The organism is Pseudomonas sp. J380 (assembly GCF_009827115.1).
GTDB lineage: Bacteria > Pseudomonadota > Gammaproteobacteria > Pseudomonadales > Pseudomonadaceae > Aquipseudomonas > Aquipseudomonas paracarnis.
In genome coordinates, this window is the sequence record NZ_CP043060.1 from 3,364,310 (window position 1) to 3,381,327 (window position 17,018).

Here is a 17,018-nt window from a genome sequence, read left to right on the forward strand (position 1 = left end):
ACATCCCTTGGACTGCCCCGCCCAAAACCAGCGTCCAGCAATGACAAGGCGCGGCGGGCAGGCGTGCGGTTTTCATCGCATAAAAAAGAAAAAGCCCCGAACAACGCCAGGGGAATCCCTGGGTTATTCGGAGCTTTCCGGCAGCCAACCGGGCTGTTTTCAGGAGTTGGGTTTGTCGCCATACCAACGTGGTGTGTACACCCACTCGCCGCCACCCGCGCGCGGGAACACACAGGTGGTGGATGAACCGATCAGCACCATGGTGCGCATGTCCACCTGCTCGGGCGTCAGTTGCCCCAAGGTAGTGACGCGTAGCGTCTGGCCTGGACGACCGATGTCACGGCCCAGCACCACCGGCGTCTGCGGCGTGCGATGCAGCGCGACGATCTCCAGGGCGCGTCCCAGTTGCCAAGGCCGCGACCTGGAGATCGGGTTGTAGAACGCCAAGGCCAGGTCGGCCTGGGAAGCCAAGTCCAGGCGTTTTTCGATGATCGCCCAGGGCTTGAGATTATCCGACAGCGACATCACACAGAAATCATGCCCCAGCGGCGCGCCCGCCTGGGCAGCGGTGGCCAGCGAAGCGGAAACCCCCGGCAGGATTTCCAGGTCGACCTGATGCCAGGCCGGCTCGCTGGACTCGTGCAGCGCCTCGATCACCGCTGCGGCCATGGCGAATACACCCGGATCACCAGAGGACACCACCACCACCGAGCGGCCTTGCGCGGCTAGCTCGAAGGCGTGGCGGGCGCGCTGCATTTCTTCGCGGTTGTCAGTGCAGTGTTGCACTTGGTCGTCCCGGAACGGCCCGGCCATGCGCACGTAGGTTTCATACCCCAGCACATCGGTGCAACGCGCCAGTTCCGCCTTCACCGCCGGCACCATCAATTCAGCAGCGCCGGGGCCCAGGCCAATCACCGCCAGACGCCCGCGGGGGCGCCCAACCTGTGACAGATCCAAGGGCTGCTCGGCCACGGTGATACTGATGTCCGCAACGGGTTCCAGTACGGCAAAACGCAGCGGTACACCCAAGGCCGACGCGGCTTCATGCAAGGACGCGTCAGCCATCTGCAGGTCGCTGGCCAGCAGGCAGGCCAGGGATTGCACGGCCACGCCCGCCTCCTGCAACGCCGAGCGCACACGCTCGGCCAACTGCACACCCGGCCGACAGGTGACGTAGACATTCTGCGGGTAAATCAGCAACTCGTTGGCTGCCGGTGTGCGCTCGGCACTGCCCACATGAATCGCCAGGCGCGCCTGTTGATCCTGAGGCAGGTTAGCGTCCTCCAGCCATGGCGCCGCGCCTTCAATGCGCACGCTTTCGCCGGCCAGAAGGTCGCAGACAAAGCGTTTGCCCAGCTCGATGTCGGCCAGTTGATAGCCCGCCGGCGGGTTGAGCAGGCAGGTGCCAAAACGCAACTCGCCGCTGGTGGTGATGGCGGCGGACACGCCGAGCGCTGCCGCAATATCGCGCGCCATGAGGTTTACGCCCCCCAGGCCACCGAGCAACGGCACCACAGCGCTGCCGTCTTCAGCCACGGCCAGCACGGCGGGTTCTTCGCCCTTTTCCAGCAGCAACGGTGCCAGGGTGCGAATCACAATGCCCGCGGCGCACAGGGCAATCAGTGGCGTGCCCTGCTGATAGAGCTGACGCAAGGTCGCGCCGAATTCGCTGTAGGTACGGTCTGCCCCCTCAACCCGTGTGGCCAAACCGTGGATCAACGCGCCGGGGTAAACCTGTTGGAGCTTGCGCGCAGTCGCCAGGCTGCCTTGGCCCAGAATCACAATCGCCGGGGTCATCAACCTTGCCACCTTTCACCGGGCACGATGATCAGCGAGAAATACGGCGACGACATCGGCTCCACCTGATCCAGCGGCACGATCTTCTGGTTGGCCATGGTCGCGCGTTCCACGTACAACGCCCGCTCGGCCAGACCCAGTTCTTCCAACACCTGGCGCACTTTCGGAAAGTTGCGCCCCAGCTTCATGATCACTGCGGCATCGGCATCCGCCAGGCGGCGCTTGAGATCCTCATGGGGCAATACGCCCGAGAGCACCGACAAGCTCTGGTTGCGATACACCAACGGCGCGCCGAGTACCGAGGCACCACCGAGCATCGAGCACACACCTGGAATCACTTGGGCCTCGTAGCGCTCGGCCAGGCGGTCATGCAGGTACATGTAGGAGCCGTAGAAAAACGGGTCACCTTCGCAGATCACCGCCACGTCGCGGCCCGCGTCCAGGTGCGCGGCCACGTCGAGGCTGGCATTGTCGTAGAAGTCGCTGATCACCTGCTCGTAGGACAGCGGCGCCGGCAGCACTTCGGTGGTCACCGGGTACACCAGCGGCATCAGGGTCTGTTGCGGCACCAGGTGGTCCTCGATGATGCCGAAGGCGTTGCCCTTCTTGCCTTTGGCCACGAAGTACGCCACCACCGGCGATTCACGCAGCAGGCGCAGGGCTTTGAGGGTAATCAGTTCCGGATCACCGGGGCCGACGCCCAGGCCGATCAAACGTCCGCGCACCTGCATTATTCGACCTCCGTGGCCAGGGCATTGACGGCGGCGGCAGCCATGGCGCTGCCGCCCAGGCGACCTTGCATGATCACGAACGGCACCCCACGACTATCAGCCGCGAGCATGGCCTTGGATTCGGCGGCGCCGACAAAGCCCACCGGAAAACCCAGGATCAACGCCGGTTTCGGCGCGCCGGCGTCGAGCATTTCCAACAGGTAGAACAACGCGGTCGGCGCGTTGCCGATCACCACCACACTGCCTTCCAGATGCGGGCGCCACAGTTCAAGGGCGGCGGCGGAACGGGTATTGCCCAGTTCCCGCGCCAGCTCCGGCACGCTGTCGTCGCGCAGGGTGCAGATCACCTGGTTATTGGCTGGCAGGCGTGCGCGGGTCACGCCTTCGGACACCATCCGCGCATCGCACAGAATCGGCGCACCAGCGGCCAGCGCATCGCGCCCGGCCTTGCCCGCACCTTCGGAAAACTGCAGACCGTCGATGGCCTCGACCATGCCGCACGCATGGATCACCCGCACCGCGAGTTTTTCCAAATCGGCCGGGATGCGGTCCAACTTGGCTTCCGCGCGAATAATGGCGAAGGAGTTGCGATAGATCTCCTGACCGTCGCGGATGTAATCAATCATCGGTGTTGCTCCGTGGACGAGCGCGCAACAGGGCGCCCGCCGCTTCAATGGAAAGAGTGCGCGCGTGAAGCCGGCCAAAACCAGGCTGGGCTGCATCGCGAAAATAGAGGTCGTAGTGGCCGGGGCTCACCGCCAGCAAGGTGACTGGCGCGGTGTGCGCGGCAGCGCAGGAGCGCGGGCAGCCGGACAGATGCACCTCAACGCCCGATTGCAGAGCGGCCAGTTGCACGGCGTCGGCCTTGGTGTCGGCCAGGCCTTTTGCGCAGCCGCTGGAACCGGTGCAGGCAATCATGCGCGCCAGCGGGTGGCCGAGCGAGCAGATAAAGCCCAGTTGCGCCAGGCGCTCGGTCAAGGCGTGAGGCTTTTCGACGTTGGGCACCAGCACGCCTTGCCAGGGGGTAAAGCGCAAGGTGCCGTCCCCATAGTCACTGGCCAGTTGGGCGGCGCCCTTGAGCATCGCCGGGTTCAGGCGGCCCAATGGCGCGAGGGCGGCGACGTAGAACTGATTCTTTTGCACTTGTGGATAAGTGCCCACCTGGAGCGACGCGTCGCTGGGCGGGCGTATGAAGCCGTCGGCTGGCAGCAACGGCAAGCGCAAATGGTTCAGCACGTTATCCACAGGCAAATGGCGCATGCGCGTTTGTTCTGGGGTGGCGAGGTCCAGAAACGCTTCCAGCACGGCCACGACCAACCCATGCCCCTGGTTCAAAGGCACGGCGGCCAGGGGCGCATCCAGGCCCGGACAGCCGGCCAGGCCGAACGCGAGCAGGGTTTCGCCATGGCGTACGAAGGCCGACAACCACAGGTCGTGGTGATGCTCGAGCATCGCCAGGTCTTCGCCGCCATCGAGTTGCACCGCGAACTTGGCCGACAGTTCATGGAAACGCGGATGGTTCTCCAGGGTGGCGAGGATCTGCGCGGCCAGTGGGCGGGTGTCGAACAGCATCTGCGGGTCAATGCCGGCGCTGGGGCTGAGCATCAGGTTGCGCACGTCGTCACCGCCCGCGTTGCTGGGGCCCAGGCCCGCCGCCAGTAGTCGGGCGATCAACGCCTCCTGCTCGGCGCCGATGCCGCGGATCTGCAGGTTGGCGCGGTTGGTCGCCTCAATCACCCCGCCCGCATACGCCTGGGCCGCGTCCGCCACGGCGTGGGCCTGGGCGGCAGTGATCGCGCCGCCCGCTAATTTGACTCGGCAAATGCCACCGTCCAACGCCTGGACAATACGCAGCAACCCCGGACAAGCCGAGGGGCGCAAGGTATTCACAGCGGGCGTTGGGTTCACGGGGCTACCGGTTGACGGGTAAAGGCGCGGTATTATGCCTGCTTTGTCCGGCGGCATGAAAAGCCTGCCCGTCGGATGTCGTTCAAGGAATTGATATGTCGCCCTGGCTGACGGTTGTAGGCATCGGTGAAGACGGCTTCAAAGGCCTGGGCAGAAATGCCCGGCATGCCCTGTTGCGCGCCACGCGGATTATAGGCGGCCAACGCCAGTTGGACCTGTTGCCGGTGTGTATTCGTGGCGAACGCCAGGTGTGGCCGAGCCCGTTTTCCCTGGAGCCAGTGTTGTCGCGGCGCGGGGAGCCTGTGTGCGTTCTGGCCAGTGGCGATCCGATGTTCTATGGCGTCGGCGCCAGCCTGGCGCGGCAAGTGCCAGCTGAAGAGTTGTTGATTTTGCCCGCGCCATCGTCGGTATCCCTGGCGGCGGCGCGCCTGGGCTGGCCGTTGCAGGAGGTGGTGACGTTATCCGTGGTGGCCCGTCCGGTGGCGGCACTTAATGCGCATCTGGCCAGTGGCGTGCGCTTGTTGGTGTTGAGCAATGACGGCAACAGCCCCGCGTTGATTGCGGCGTTGTTGGCCGAGCGCGGCTTTGGCCCCAGTCGGATAACTGTGTTTGAACACTTGGGCGGCCCGGCTGAGCGGCGTATCGACGGGCATGCGCAAGCGTGGGAGCACATGGCGGTTGCCGATTTGAACCTGATCGCCATCGACTGCCTGGCGGATGCGAACGCACCGCGTCTGTCGCGTCTTGCAGGCTTGCCCGACGCAGCTTTCAAGCACGACGGCCAGCTGACCAAACGCGATGTGCGCGCCATGACCCTCGCCCGCCTCGCGCCCATGCCGGGCGAACTGTTATGGGACGTGGGCGCGGGCAGTGGCTCCATCGGTATTGAATGGATGCGCACCCATCCCAGCTGTCGCGCCTTCGCGATCGAAGCCGACGCAGGCCGACAAAGCCTGATCGAACACAACCGCGACGCCCTCGGCGTGCCCGGCCTGCAATTGATTCGCGGCAAGGCGCCGGAGGCGTTAAGCGGCCTGGAAACGCCGGACGCCATCTTTATCGGCGGCGGCGTCACCCGCGACGGCGTGCTCGACACCTGCTGGCAACACCTGCGCCCCGGTGGCCGCCTGGTTGCCAATGCCGTGACCCTGCAAAGCGAAATGACCTTGATGAACTGGCGCGCCGAGCATGGCGGTGAACTGACCCGCATCCACGTGGCCCAGGCGCAGCCCCTGGGCGAGTTCGATACCTGGCGCCAGGCGCTGCCGATCACGTTGCTGGAAGTGATCAAGCCGCTATGAAAAGGATTCTATTACTGGGCGGCGTCACGGAAGCGCTGGCCATCGCCCGTACCTTGGGGCCGGAACACGTCTACAGCCTGGCCGGTGTGGGCCGCGTACCAACCGACCTGAACTGCAAGGTTCGTGTCGGGGGTTACGGAGGCGCTGAAGGATTAGCGCAGTTTATTCGTGACGAACGTATCAGCCTGATCCTTGACGCCACCCATCCGTATGCAGCGCAGATCAGCCAAAACGCGGCCCAAGCGGCGCGATTGAGCGATGTGCCTTGCTGGGCATTGCGACGCCCGGCGTGGCAGCCGCAGCCGGGGGATGATTGGCGCGAGGTCGCTGACTGGGCCGAGTTGGTCGAAGCGCTCAAACCCTTCAAGCGCCCGCTGTTCACCTTGGGTCGCGAACCCTTGCAGCACCTCGACGAAATCCCCGCCGAGCAGTTCTGGACCTTGCGCGCGCTGGATGTGTATCCCGGCAACGAGCGCTGTGAGGTGATCGGCGCACGCGGACCGTTCATCATCAAGGACGAACGGGCGTTGTTCGAAGAACGGCGAATTGATGTGCTGATCAGCAAGAACAGCGGCAGCACCGCCACAGAGCCGAAGCTGGAAGTGGCGCGTGAGCGTGGGGTGCCGGTGCTGGTGTTGAAGCGGCCGGTGTTGGCTGCCGTAGATCGAGAGTTCACAGCAGTGCCGGCGTTGCTACAAGCAATCACTCTTTTCTAAACACCACCTATCCAATGTGGGAGCGTGCTTGCTCGCGAAGGCAGTGTGTCGGCCAAAACATCCAGCGACTGACACACCGCTTTCGCGAGCAAGCCCGCTCCCACACTTTGGAATTGCGTTATCAAATGACGGTAGTAGATCAGCCAGCCAAGGCGCTAGCTCAATCAACTGCGCAACCATTGGCTGGAAAAAGCCCTATACCTGACTTGATCGTTCCCACGCTCCGCGTGGGAACGCATCCTGTGACGCTCCGCGTCACGGCTTTAAAAGCGGACGCAGAGCGTCCAACGCGGCATTCCCACGCAGAGCGTGGGAACGATCAGCCCGCCTGGTGCGCCGCGTCCTTTCTGCAAAATTGGCAAGCGGCCGTTCTCGTCTATCCTCAAACCCAACACTGCGACACCAAACCACACCCGCCCTTTTTACTTATCCCCCCCGATCAGGCTAAATACCCGCCTGATCGTTTAACCCTACGGATTATCCGCCATGGCCCGTCAACGCTTTGCAATTGCCTGGATCGCCTGCCTTGCAGTGCTGTTCAATGCGTTTGCCATGCCGTTGGCCAGTGCAATGCAGCAGACCGATGACCCGGTCAAGCGTCTGATGTGGGGCGGGTTCTGTTCGTCCAATGGCGCGAGCCTCAAGGCGATTGCCCTGGGCAAGCTGGAAATTCCCGCACCGCCGGACGATCACTCTGCCATGCAGCATTGCTGGTGTTGCTCGGGCTCTGCGCCGTTGGTGGCGTTGCCGGGGCATGTGCCGCAGTTGTATGTGACGCGCTTCGAGGCGGTGCAGAACTTGCCGCCGCGCTTATTGCGCAATCCAACCCCGCGCCAGCAATGGCCGAGCCTTAACCCCCGCGCCTCTCCAACGGTCTGAGCTTCTTCGCAAGTGAACTGCGTTTAGAACTGTTCTGGAGAACTGCCATGCTTAAATCTTCCCTGCTTCTGGCCGCGTTCCTGCTGCCGGTGTTCAGTGCTGCCAATGCCGAGGACTACCAGGCCGGTGACCTGTTGGTGAGCGATCCCTGGTCTCAGGAACTGCCACCGAATGCGCCTACCGTCGCCGCCTACTTCGTAATTCATAACACCGGGGCGGCCCCGGATCGCCTGCTCAGCGTTGAAACCAGCGTTGCCGAAAAAGCCGAGCTGCATGAGCACGTGATGCAAGGCGATTTGATGAAGATGCAACAAGTGCTCAGCGTTGCCGTACCGGCCAAGGGTGAACTGACCTTCGCGCCGATGGCCTATCACGTCATGCTGCTTGGCCTCAAAGACCGCAGCCTGCTGGCCGACGGCAAGCAATTCCCGCTGACCCTGACCTTCGAAAACGCCGGCAAGGTCCAGGTGCAAGTGTCGGTGCACAAAGCGCCGCCAATGGCCGGCCACGAGCATCTGCACGCCCAGTAAGCCAAACCCGATGGGCGCCCCTCGCGCCAGGTTGTCTCTCCACCGCCGCCTGATGCGCGGCAGTTGGATCAGCCTGTTCGCCATGCTGATGATTTTTATCGGTCCGCTGATTTCCCAAGCGATGCCGATGGATCATCACGCCAGCATGTCCATGACCATGGACATGCCCAACTGCCATGGTGAACCTGCGCAGCACAGCAAAGCCCCCGACGAGCATCATGTTCTCTGGGAAAAATGCGGCTATTGCAGCTTGCTGTTCAGTTGCCCGGCCCTGCCCGGCAGCGTCTCCTACGTAACCCTCGGCACCCCGCCGCCCGCCAACGCCCTCACCCCCGCCACGCGCCTGGGCCATGCCCGGCAGAGCATCTTCCCCGGAGCCCGCAGCCGCGCGCCGCCCATCGTTTCGTAAGCCCTTCACCGCGTTACTTCACCCCGGCCGACTTTAGACAGACAGCCGCAGGCTGCTGGCCGTGTTGTTTACGATTGATTGATGGAATTTGTCATGTCCAGGTTTTCTGCTGACACCCGTTTGGGAAGTACTGCCCTGCTCACCGCCTTATGCGGCGCACTATTGGCTGCCCACGCTCACGCCGACGAGCATGAGCTGAGCCCCACCGTCATCACCGCGATCGCCCCCAGCTCACCGCTGACCGTGGTCACCAACCCCAAAGACCCTCGCCAACCGGTGCCCGCCAGCGATGGCGGCGACTACCTCAAGACCATCCCCGGCTTCGCCCTGGTGCGCAACGGCGGCACCAACGGCGACCCGGTGCTGCGCGGCATGTTCGGCTCGCGCCTGAATATCCTCACCAACGGCGGCATGATGCTCGGCGCCTGCCCGGGGCGCATGGATGCGCCAACTTCGTATATTTCGCCGGAAACCTACGACAAGCTCACCGTGATCAAAGGCCCGCAAACCGTGCTCTGGGGCCCGGGAGCGTCGGCGGGCACCATCCTGTTCGAGCGTGAGCCGGAGCAATTCGGCGAGCTGGGCACGCGGGTCAACGCCAGCGTATTGGCCGGTTCCAACGGGCGTTTCGACAAGGTCATCGATGCCGCTGCAGGCGGCCCATTGGGCTATGTGCGCGTGATCGGCAACCAGGCCCATGCCGACGACTACAAGGACGGCAACAACGACACCGTCGCCTCGCGCTATGACAAGTGGAACGGTGACGTGGCTGTGGGCTTCACGCCCGACGCCGACACCCTGCTGGAACTCACCGCCGGGCGTGGCGATGGTGAAGCGCGCTACGCCGGTCGCGGCATGGACGGCTCGCAGTTCCTGCGCGAAAGCCTGGGGCTGCGTTTCGAGAAATCCAATATCGGCGAGGTGCTGGATAAGGTCGAGGCCCAGGTCTACTACAACTACGCCGACCATGTGATGGACAACTACAGCCTGCGTGTCCCTTCGGGCACCGGCATGATGGCGGGACCCATGGCGTCCAACGTCGACCGCCGCACCCTTGGCGCACGCATCAAGGCCACCTGGCGCTGGGCGGATGTGCAATTGATCAGCGGCCTGGATGCACAGACCAATGAACACCGTGCGCGCAGCAGCATGGGCATCGACACGTATAAGGATCTGCCGCGCAACAAGGACGCCAATTTCCACAACTACGGTGTGTTCGGCGAACTGACCTGGTACGCCGCCGACAACGATCGCCTGATCACCGGCGCACGCCTGGACCGCGCCTCGGCCAAGGACTTCCGTCAACGCACCGGCTCGGGAATGATGTCACGCCCGAACCCGACCGCCGGCGACACCCGCGCCGATACATTGCCCTCGGGCTTTGTGCGTTATGAACACGACCTGGCGGACAGCCCCACCACGCTGTATGCCGGCCTGGGCCACGCGGAACGTTTCCCGGATTACTGGGAGCTGTTTTCCCCCAACACCGGCGCGGCCGGTTCGGTGAATGCCTTCGACGGCGTGAAGCCCGAGAAAACCACCCAGCTCGACTTCGGTGCCCAGTACAAGAGCGCCGACCTGGAAGCCTGGGTGTCGGGCTATGTCGGCCAGGTGCGCGACTTCATCCTGTTTGACTACAGGCCCGGCATGATGGGCACCACCTCCCAGGCGCGCAATGTGGACGCACGTATCATGGGCGGCGAAGTGGGCGCAGCGTACAAGCTGAGCCAACACTGGAAAGCCGACGCCAGCCTCGCCTATGCCTGGGGCAAGAACAGCAGCGACGGCAAGGCCCTGCCACAAATGCCACCGCTGGACACGCGCCTGGGCCTGACCTACAGCGAAGACGATTGGAGCGCTGGTGCGTTGTGGAGGGTGGTTGCAGCGCAACACCGTATCGACCCGAACAAAGGCAACGTGGTCGGCAAGGACTACGACAAGAGTGGCGGCTTCGGCGTGTTCTCGCTGAACGCGGCATACCGCGTCAACAAGCACTTCAAGGTCAGCACCGGGGTCGACAACCTGTTCGGCAAGGCTTATGCCGAGCATCTGAATCTGGCCGGTAACGCAGGCTTCGGTTACCCAGCCAACGACCCGCAGGCCATCAAGGAGCCGGGGCGTACGCTCTGGACCAAGGTGGACATGAGCTTCTAAAAGCGTCGCAGGCAAGCCTGCGCCCACAGGTGGATTACAGTCCCCTGTGGGAGCTGGCTTGCCTGCGATGGCGGTGTAACAGACCAAGAAAAATCAAAAGCCTTATGCGGAGCACCCGATGACCACACAAAAAATTTCCTTCTATAACCTGGCCTGGCGCTGGCACTTTTACGCCGGCCTCTTCGTCGCCCCCTTCATGGTGCTGCTGGCCCTCACCGGCATCATCTACCTGTTCAAACCCCAGCTCGACCCGCTGATGTACGGCCACCTGCTCACCGTGCCCGCCGCCGAACACGCGCTGAGCGCCGACGAGCAACTGCAGCGCGCCCAAGCCGCCTACCCCCACGCCGCGATCAGCAAATACCTGCCCCCTGCCGATGCCACTCGCAGCGCGCAGTTCGTGATGCGCAACGACGCCCACGAAGTGACGGTGTTCATCGACCCCTATCGCGGCACCGTCCTCGGTGAGCAGGACGCAAACAACAACCTGCAAGCCATCGTCCGCGCCCTGCACGGCGAACTGATGATCGGCACCGTCGGCGATCGCCTGATCGAACTCGCCGCCGGCTGGGGCGTGATGCTGGTGGTGTCCGGCCTGTACCTGTGGTGGCCGCGGGGCAAGTCATCTGCAGGCATTCTGTGGCCTCGCTTCAATACCCGTGGTCGGGTGTTCTGGCGTGACCTGCACGCAGTCGCCGGGTTCTGGGGCGCAGCGTTCCTGCTGGTGATGCTGCTCAGCGGCATGACCTGGACCGGCTTCTGGGGCAAGCAATACGCCGACCTGTGGAACACCTTCCCAGCCGCGATGTGGAACAGCGTGCCGCAGTCCGACCAGCAGGCCCGTGTGCTCAACACCGCCACCCAGCAGACCGTGCCCTGGGCCCTGGAAAACACGCCGATGCCAATGTCCGGCGACCACGCCGAGCATATGAATCACGGCGCAATGCACGCAGGCCCGGCCGCACCCACGGTGCGTCTTCAACAGGTGGTCGACCTGGCCAACGCACGCAAGGTCGAGCCCGGCTACAGCATTACCTTCCCCACCACCGCCACTGGTGTATTCACCGTCGCGGTGTTCGCCGACGACCCGCGCAACGACGCCACCCTGCACGTGGACCAGTACACCGGCAAGGTCCTGGCCGATGTACGTTGGGATCATTACAACCTGGTCGCACGCGCCACCGAAACCGGCGTGATGCTGCACGAGGGCAAGATGTTCGGCTGGGTCAACCAACTGATCGTGCTGGTGATCTGCCTGATGATTCTGCTCAGCGCGGTCAGCGGCGTGGTGATCTGGTGGAAGCGCCGGCCACAAGGCGGGCTGGGTGTGCCGCCGCTGCGCCATGACCTGCCCAAGTGGAAAACCGCGATGGCGATCATGCTCGGGCTGGCGATCATTTTCCCGTTGGTAGGGGCTTCGTTGGTCCTGGTGTGGGCGCTGGATCGCTTGTTGCTGTCACGCATCAGCGCAACCGCCTGAAGCATTGTCGCGCAACGCCCTCTTTTGAAGCCTGCCGTGCACTCAACGGCCTCCGTGGCGCCAACCTGGTGCGCCACGGAGCGGCTTTACCTCCCGAACCCGCCGGTAAACCGTGTCTGGCGTAGCAGGCACAGCCTTTGCAAAGCCCTGTGTATCTGCCCCACAACAATTATCGGTACACGGAGATCGCACCATGAAGCGTCGCAGCTTGATCAAGGCTTTCACTTTGTCGGCATCTATTGCCGCCATGGGTTTGACCTGGACCGTCCAGGCCGCCGAGACCATCAAGGTCGGCATCCTGCACTCGCTGTCCGGGACCATGGCGATCTCCGAAACCTCGCTCAAAGACATGGCGCTGATGACCATCGACGAGATCAACGCCAAGGGCGGGGTGAACGGCAAGATGCTCGAACCGGTGGTGGTGGACCCGGCGTCCAACTGGCCGCTGTTCGCCGAGAAAGGTCGGCAACTGTTGACCCAGGACAAGGTGGCCGTGGTGTTCGGCTGCTGGACCTCGGTGTCGCGTAAATCCGTACTGCCGGTGTTCGAAGAACTCAACGGCTTGCTGTTCTATCCGGTGCAGTACGAAGGCGAAGAGATGTCGCCCAACGTGTTCTATACCGGTGCGGCCCCGAACCAGCAGGCGATCCCGGCGGTGGAATACCTGATGAGCGAAGAAGGCGGCAGCGCCAAGCGTTTCTTCCTGCTCGGCACCGACTACGTGTACCCGCGCACCACCAACAAGATCCTGCGCTCGTTCCTGCATTCCAAAGGCGTGGCGGATAAAGACATCGAGGAGGTCTACACCCCGTTCGGCCACGCCGATTACCAGACCATCGTCGCCAACATCAAGAAGTTCTCCGCCGGTGGCAAGACCGCGGTGGTCTCCACCGTGAACGGCGACTCCAACGTGCCCTTCTACAAAGAACTGGCCAACCAGGGCTTGAAAGCCACCGAGGTACCGGTGGTGGCGTTCTCGGTGGGTGAAGAAGAACTGCGCGGCATCGACACCAAGCCGCTGGTGGGCAACCTCGCGGCCTGGAACTACTTCCAGTCGGTGGAAAACCCGGTGAACCAGAAGTTCGTGGCCGACTGGAAAGCCTACGCCAAGAAACACAACCTGCCGGGCGCCGACAAAGCCGTGACCAACGACCCGATGGAAGCCACCTATGTGGGCATCCATATGTGGGCGCAGGCGGCGGAAAAAGCCAAGTCCACCGACGTCGACAAGGTGCGTGAAGCCCTGGGCGGCCAGACCTTCGCTGCGCCGTCGGGCTTCACCCTGACCATGGACAAGACCAACCACCACCTGCACAAGCCGGTGATGATCGGTGAGATCCAGGCCGACGGGCAGTTCTCGGTGGTGTGGCAGACCGAAGCGCCGATTCGTGCACAGCCGTGGAGCCCTTACATTCCGGGCAATGACAAAAAACCGGACTATGCCGTGAAGAGCAACTAACGCCCCCACAGCTCGAATGTGGGACATGGTCACTGTGGGAGCTGGCTTGCCTGCGATGCAAACAACTCGGTGTGCCTGACACACCGCAGCGATGCCATCGCAGGCAAGCCAGCTCTTACACACAGCCTGCTCCCACACTGTCCCCGCATGACCAGGACATTTTTATATGCCCACTGCCCTCCACCGCCTCATCCTCGCCCTGCTGTTGTTGCTGCCCTTTGGCGCACACGCCAGCGACGCCGAAGACTTCCTTGCCGCCAACCCGGTGCAGCAAGCCAAACTCCTGCAGGACTGGGCCGCCCAACCCGACCCAACGCGTATCGAGTTGGTGGATGCCCTTGAGCAAGGCCAACTCACACTCAACGGTGAAACCAAGACCGTGCGCCTGAACAACCGCCTGCGCGGTTTGATCAATAACGTGCAAGCCAGCCAGCAACTGCTCGCCGCCGACCCCAAGGTGCGCCTGGACGCAGCGCGCACCCTGCAAAAAAGCGCGGTGCCTGCACAACTTAAATTCCTCGACCAGCAGGTCGCCGCCGAGACGGATGAGCAGGTGCACAGCGCCCTCAGCCTGGCCCTGGCCAACCTGCAACTGGTCGACCCCGACCCGGTGGTGCGCCTGGCGGCCGTGCGCTTGCTCGGCAGCACCGGCGACCCGCTGGCCCGCACGCGCCTAGAGGCGCTGCTGGCGCCAGGCGTGGAAGCCGACGCCGCCGTACACACCGCCGCTGAGACCAGCCTGGCCCAGGTCAAACGCAAACTGATGATGGGTGAGATCCTCGGCCAGGCGTTCAGCGGCATGTCCCTGGGCTCGATCCTGCTGCTGGCGGCCCTGGGCCTGGCGATCACCTTCGGCCTGCTCGGCGTGATCAACATGGCCCACGGCGAGATGCTGATGCTCGGCGCCTACTCCACCTATGTGGTGCAATTGATGATGCAGCGCTATGTGCCCCAGGCCATCGAGTTCTACCCGTTGATCGCGTTGCCGGTGGCGTTTTTTGTCACCGCGGCCATCGGCATGGCGCTGGAACGTACGGTGATTCGCCACCTGTATGGCCGCCCCCTGGAAACTCTGCTCGCCACCTGGGGCATCAGCCTGATGCTGATCCAGCTGGTGCGTCTGGTATTCGGCGCGCAGAACGTCGAAGTGTCTAACCCGGCCTGGCTGTCTGGCGGCATTCAGGTACTGCCCAACCTGGTGCTGCCTTACAACCGCATCGTGATCATTGCCTTTGCGCTGTTCGTGGTGGTGCTCACTTGGCTGCTACTGAACAAGACGCGCCTGGGTCTGAACGTGCGCGCCGTCACCCAGAACCGCAACATGGCCGCCTGCTGCGGCGTGCCCACCGGGCGCGTGGACATGCTCGCCTTTGGCCTCGGCTCCGGTATCGCGGGTTTGGGCGGCGTGGCGCTGAGCCAGATCGGCAACGTCGGCCCGGACCTGGGCCAGAGCTACATCATCGACTCGTTCCTGGTGGTGGTGCTTGGCGGCGTCGGCCAGTTGGCCGGCAGTGTCATGGCCGCCTTTGGCTTAGGGATCGCCAACAAAATCCTCGAACCCCAGATCGGCGCCGTGCTCGGCAAGATCCTGATCCTCGCGCTGATCATTCTGTTTATCCAGAAACGCCCGCAAGGACTCTTCGCACTGAAAGGACGGGTGATCGACTGATGAACCAGCCATTGATGCTTACGGTCACGCAAAAAGCCGGCCCCAAAGTCACGATTGCAGTCGGTGCAGTCATCCTGCTCCTGCTGCTGGCGTTGCCCCTGTGTTCGTTATTGTCTGCGGACAACCCGCTGCATGTGTCGGCCTACACCTTGACCCTGGTGGGCAAGATTCTCTGTTACGCCATCGTCGCCCTGGCGCTGGACCTGGTGTGGGGTTACGCGGGGATGTTGTCCCTGGGCCACGGTTTGTTCTTCGCCCTGGGCGGCTACGCCATGGGCATGTACTTGATGCGCCAGGCGGCAGGCAGCGAGTTGCCGGCGTTCATGACCTTTTTGTCCTGGACCGAATTGCCCTGGTACTGGGCCGGCACCGACCACTTCCTGTGGGCGTTGTGCCTGGTGGTACTGGCCCCCGGTGTGCTGGCCTTGGTGTTCGGTTTCTTCGCGTTCCGCTCGCGGATCAAGGGCGTGTATTTCTCGATCATGACCCAGGCCCTGACGTTCGCGGGGATGCTGTTGTTCTTTCGCAACGAGACCGGGTTCGGCGGCAACAACGGCTTTACCAACTTCCGCAGCATCTTAGGTTTTGGCATCACTGAACCTGGCACCCGGGCGGTGTTGTTTTTCGCCACGGTGCTGTTGCTGGTGGCCAGCCTCTACATCGGCTGGCGCCTGGCGAAAAGCAAGTTCGGCCGAGTGCTCACCGCCCTGCGGGATGCCGAGAACCGCCTGATGTTCTGCGGCTACGACCCACGCGGTTTCAAACTGTTCGTGTGGGTGTTGAGCGCAGTGTTGTGCGGCCTTGCCGGTGCGCTGTATGTGCCGCAGGTGGGCATCATCAACCCCAGCGAAATGTCACCGACCAACTCCATCGAAGCCGCTGTGTGGGTAGCGCTGGGCGGGCGTGGCACGTTGATCGGGCCGTTGCTCGGCGCTGGTGTGGTCAATGGCATGAAGAGCTGGTTTACCGTGGCCTTCCCCGAGTACTGGCTGTTCTTCCTGGGCGCGCTGTTCATCATCGTCACCCTGTACCTGCCCAAGGGCGTTATCGGCCTGCTGAAGAAATGAGGAACGTCATGCTTGAACCAATTTTCGACGCAGGCAGCGGCCGCGATGCGATTGGCATCGGCCAGGTCGCGGGCAAAGGGCTCAACACCCGGCACGGCACCATTCTGACCCTGGAAGATATCAGCGTCAGCTTCGACGGTTTCAAGGCCCTCAACGACCTGAACCTGTACATCGGCGTGGGCGAGTTGCGCTGCATTATCGGGCCCAACGGCGCGGGCAAGACCACGCTGATGGACGTGATCACCGGCAAGACCCGGCCCAGCCACGGCAAGGCCTGGTTTGGCGAAACCCTGGACCTGACCCGCATGAGCGAAGTGCAGATCGCCCAGGCCGGCATCGGGCGCAAGTTCCAGAAGCCCACGGTGTTCGAAGCCCTCAGCGTGTTCGAAAACCTCGAGCTGGCGCAGAAGACCGACAAGTCGGTGTGGGCCAGCCTGCGTGCGCGCCTGAACGGGGAACAGAAGCACCGCATCGAGGAAGTGCTCGACACCATCCGCCTCACCGCCTCCGTGCATCGCCCCGCCGGTTTGCTGTCCCACGGCCAGAAGCAGTTTCTGGAAATCGGCATGTTGCTGATGCAAGACCCGCAACTGTTGCTGCTGGATGAACCGGTAGCAGGCATGACCGATGCCGAAACCGAATTCACCGCCGAGCTGTTCAAGCGCCTGGCCGGCAAGCACTCGTTGATGGTGGTGGAACATGACATGGGGTTTGTCGGCTCGATTGCCGACCACGTGACGGTGTTGCACCAGGGCAGCGTGCTGGCCGAAGGGTCGCTGGAACAGGTGCAGGAAAACGAGCGGGTGATCGAGGTTTACCTCGGCCGCTAACGCTGACACGAACGGCTGATCGTTCCCACGCTCCGCGTGGGAATGCCAAGTTGGACGCTCCGCGTCCCGCTGAGCAACGGTGACGCAG

General features: G+C 63.2%; 15 protein-coding genes. 11 read left to right on the top strand and 4 right to left on the bottom strand.

Annotation, left to right across the window (positions count from 1 at the left end; genetic code table 11):
- Positions 1 to 159 precede the first annotated feature (159 nt).
- From cobJ to cobG, 4 genes are read right to left on the bottom strand one after another with little or no spacing between them, the layout of a single operon-like run.
- Positions 160 to 1,797: a precorrin-3B C(17)-methyltransferase gene (cobJ, locus tag FXO12_RS15340; protein ID WP_057977758.1), complete on the bottom strand. Its 1,638-nt coding sequence runs from the start codon at positions 1,795 to 1,797 to the stop codon at positions 160 to 162.
- Positions 1,797 to 2,528 carry a precorrin-2 C(20)-methyltransferase gene (locus FXO12_RS15345; protein ID WP_003188163.1) on the bottom strand — a complete coding sequence of 244 codons (732 nt, stop codon included), beginning with the start codon at positions 2,526 to 2,528 and terminating at the stop codon, positions 1,797 to 1,799. Before FXO12_RS15345 ends, cobJ begins: the two co-directional genes overlap by 1 nt.
- Positions 2,528 to 3,154 (bottom strand): precorrin-8X methylmutase, encoded by a 627-nt coding sequence (locus FXO12_RS15350; RefSeq protein WP_003188162.1) that lies wholly within the window; start codon positions 3,152 to 3,154, stop codon positions 2,528 to 2,530. The genes FXO12_RS15345 and FXO12_RS15350 overlap by 1 nt, the downstream gene beginning before the upstream one ends.
- Entirely contained in the window at positions 3,147 to 4,493 is a 1,347-nt protein-coding gene (gene cobG, locus FXO12_RS15355; RefSeq protein WP_057977759.1) for a precorrin-3B synthase, read from the bottom strand. The genes FXO12_RS15350 and cobG overlap by 8 nt, the downstream gene beginning before the upstream one ends.
- A gap of 38 nt (positions 4,494 to 4,531) precedes the next feature.
- Here cobG and FXO12_RS15360 point away from each other — a divergent pair, with 38 nt between their 5' ends.
- The 11 genes from FXO12_RS15360 to urtD all read left to right on the top strand — a co-directional run bounded on the left by FXO12_RS15360 (position 4,532) and on the right by urtD (position 16,930).
- Positions 4,532 to 5,737, top strand: coding sequence for a bifunctional cobalt-precorrin-7 (C(5))-methyltransferase/cobalt-precorrin-6B (C(15))-methyltransferase (locus FXO12_RS15360; RefSeq protein WP_057977761.1), 1,206 nt, complete (start codon positions 4,532 to 4,534; stop codon positions 5,735 to 5,737).
- Entirely contained in the window at positions 5,734 to 6,453 is a 720-nt protein-coding gene (locus tag FXO12_RS15365) for a cobalt-precorrin-6A reductase (protein WP_057977762.1), read from the top strand. The genes FXO12_RS15360 and FXO12_RS15365 overlap by 4 nt, the downstream gene beginning before the upstream one ends.
- Before the next feature lie 486 nt (positions 6,454 to 6,939).
- Complete coding sequence (locus FXO12_RS15375; RefSeq protein WP_034126406.1) at positions 6,940 to 7,332, top strand: DUF2946 domain-containing protein; 393 nt, start codon at positions 6,940 to 6,942, stop codon at positions 7,330 to 7,332.
- Between the two features lie 47 nt (positions 7,333 to 7,379).
- Positions 7,380 to 7,862, top strand: coding sequence for a copper chaperone PCu(A)C (locus FXO12_RS15380; protein ID WP_160049712.1), 483 nt, complete (start codon positions 7,380 to 7,382; stop codon positions 7,860 to 7,862).
- Positions 7,863 to 7,872: 10 nt separating this feature from the next.
- The gene (locus FXO12_RS15385) at positions 7,873 to 8,271 is read left to right on the top strand and encodes a DUF2946 domain-containing protein (protein ID WP_082631572.1); all 399 of its coding nucleotides are present in this window, start codon (positions 7,873 to 7,875) and stop codon (positions 8,269 to 8,271) included.
- Between the two features lie 93 nt (positions 8,272 to 8,364).
- Positions 8,365 to 10,425, top strand: a complete 2,061-nt coding sequence (locus FXO12_RS15390) for a TonB-dependent copper receptor (protein ID WP_057977766.1) — start codon at positions 8,365 to 8,367, stop codon at positions 10,423 to 10,425.
- 118 nt (positions 10,426 to 10,543) lie between these two features.
- Entirely contained in the window at positions 10,544 to 11,905 is a 1,362-nt protein-coding gene (locus tag FXO12_RS15395; RefSeq protein WP_057977768.1) for a PepSY domain-containing protein, read from the top strand.
- A gap of 193 nt (positions 11,906 to 12,098) precedes the next feature.
- On the top strand, positions 12,099 to 13,364 hold the full coding sequence (gene urtA / locus FXO12_RS15400; RefSeq protein WP_003188149.1) for an urea ABC transporter substrate-binding protein: 1,266 nt from the start codon (positions 12,099 to 12,101) through the stop codon (positions 13,362 to 13,364).
- Positions 13,365 to 13,530: 166 nt separating this feature from the next.
- Positions 13,531 to 15,033, top strand: a complete 1,503-nt coding sequence (gene urtB, locus FXO12_RS15405) for an urea ABC transporter permease subunit UrtB (protein WP_054896384.1) — start codon at positions 13,531 to 13,533, stop codon at positions 15,031 to 15,033.
- A complete protein-coding gene (gene urtC, locus FXO12_RS15410) occupies positions 15,033 to 16,100 on the top strand; it encodes an urea ABC transporter permease subunit UrtC (RefSeq protein ID WP_057977770.1) in 1,068 nt (355 codons plus the stop codon). Before urtB ends, urtC begins: the two co-directional genes overlap by 1 nt.
- Positions 16,097 to 16,930, top strand: a complete 834-nt coding sequence (urtD, locus tag FXO12_RS15415) for an urea ABC transporter ATP-binding protein UrtD (RefSeq protein WP_161975077.1) — start codon at positions 16,097 to 16,099, stop codon at positions 16,928 to 16,930. Before urtC ends, urtD begins: the two co-directional genes overlap by 4 nt.
- Positions 16,931 to 17,018 lie beyond the last annotated feature (88 nt).

Coding starts and splice junctions, on each gene's coding strand:
- cobJ (WP_057977758.1), bottom strand. CDS start 1,797: ATGACCCCGGCGATTGTGATTCTGGGCCAAGGCAGCCTGGCGACTGCG.
- FXO12_RS15345 (WP_003188163.1), bottom strand. CDS start 2,528: ATGCAGGTGCGCGGACGTTTGATCGGCCTGGGCGTCGGCCCCGGTGAT.
- FXO12_RS15350 (WP_003188162.1), bottom strand. CDS start 3,154: ATGATTGATTACATCCGCGACGGTCAGGAGATCTATCGCAACTCCTTC.
- cobG (WP_057977759.1), bottom strand. CDS start 4,493: ATGCCGCCGGACAAAGCAGGCATAATACCGCGCCTTTACCCGTCAACC.
- FXO12_RS15360 (WP_057977761.1), top strand. CDS start 4,532: ATGTCGCCCTGGCTGACGGTTGTAGGCATCGGTGAAGACGGCTTCAAA.
- FXO12_RS15365 (WP_057977762.1), top strand. CDS start 5,734: ATGAAAAGGATTCTATTACTGGGCGGCGTCACGGAAGCGCTGGCCATC.
- FXO12_RS15375 (WP_034126406.1), top strand. CDS start 6,940: ATGGCCCGTCAACGCTTTGCAATTGCCTGGATCGCCTGCCTTGCAGTG.
- FXO12_RS15380 (WP_160049712.1), top strand. CDS start 7,380: ATGCTTAAATCTTCCCTGCTTCTGGCCGCGTTCCTGCTGCCGGTGTTC.
- FXO12_RS15385 (WP_082631572.1), top strand. CDS start 7,873: ATGGGCGCCCCTCGCGCCAGGTTGTCTCTCCACCGCCGCCTGATGCGC.
- FXO12_RS15390 (WP_057977766.1), top strand. CDS start 8,365: ATGTCCAGGTTTTCTGCTGACACCCGTTTGGGAAGTACTGCCCTGCTC.
- FXO12_RS15395 (WP_057977768.1), top strand. CDS start 10,544: ATGACCACACAAAAAATTTCCTTCTATAACCTGGCCTGGCGCTGGCAC.
- urtA (WP_003188149.1), top strand. CDS start 12,099: ATGAAGCGTCGCAGCTTGATCAAGGCTTTCACTTTGTCGGCATCTATT.
- urtB (WP_054896384.1), top strand. CDS start 13,531: ATGCCCACTGCCCTCCACCGCCTCATCCTCGCCCTGCTGTTGTTGCTG.
- urtC (WP_057977770.1), top strand. CDS start 15,033: ATGAACCAGCCATTGATGCTTACGGTCACGCAAAAAGCCGGCCCCAAA.
- urtD (WP_161975077.1), top strand. CDS start 16,097: ATGAGGAACGTCATGCTTGAACCAATTTTCGACGCAGGCAGCGGCCGC.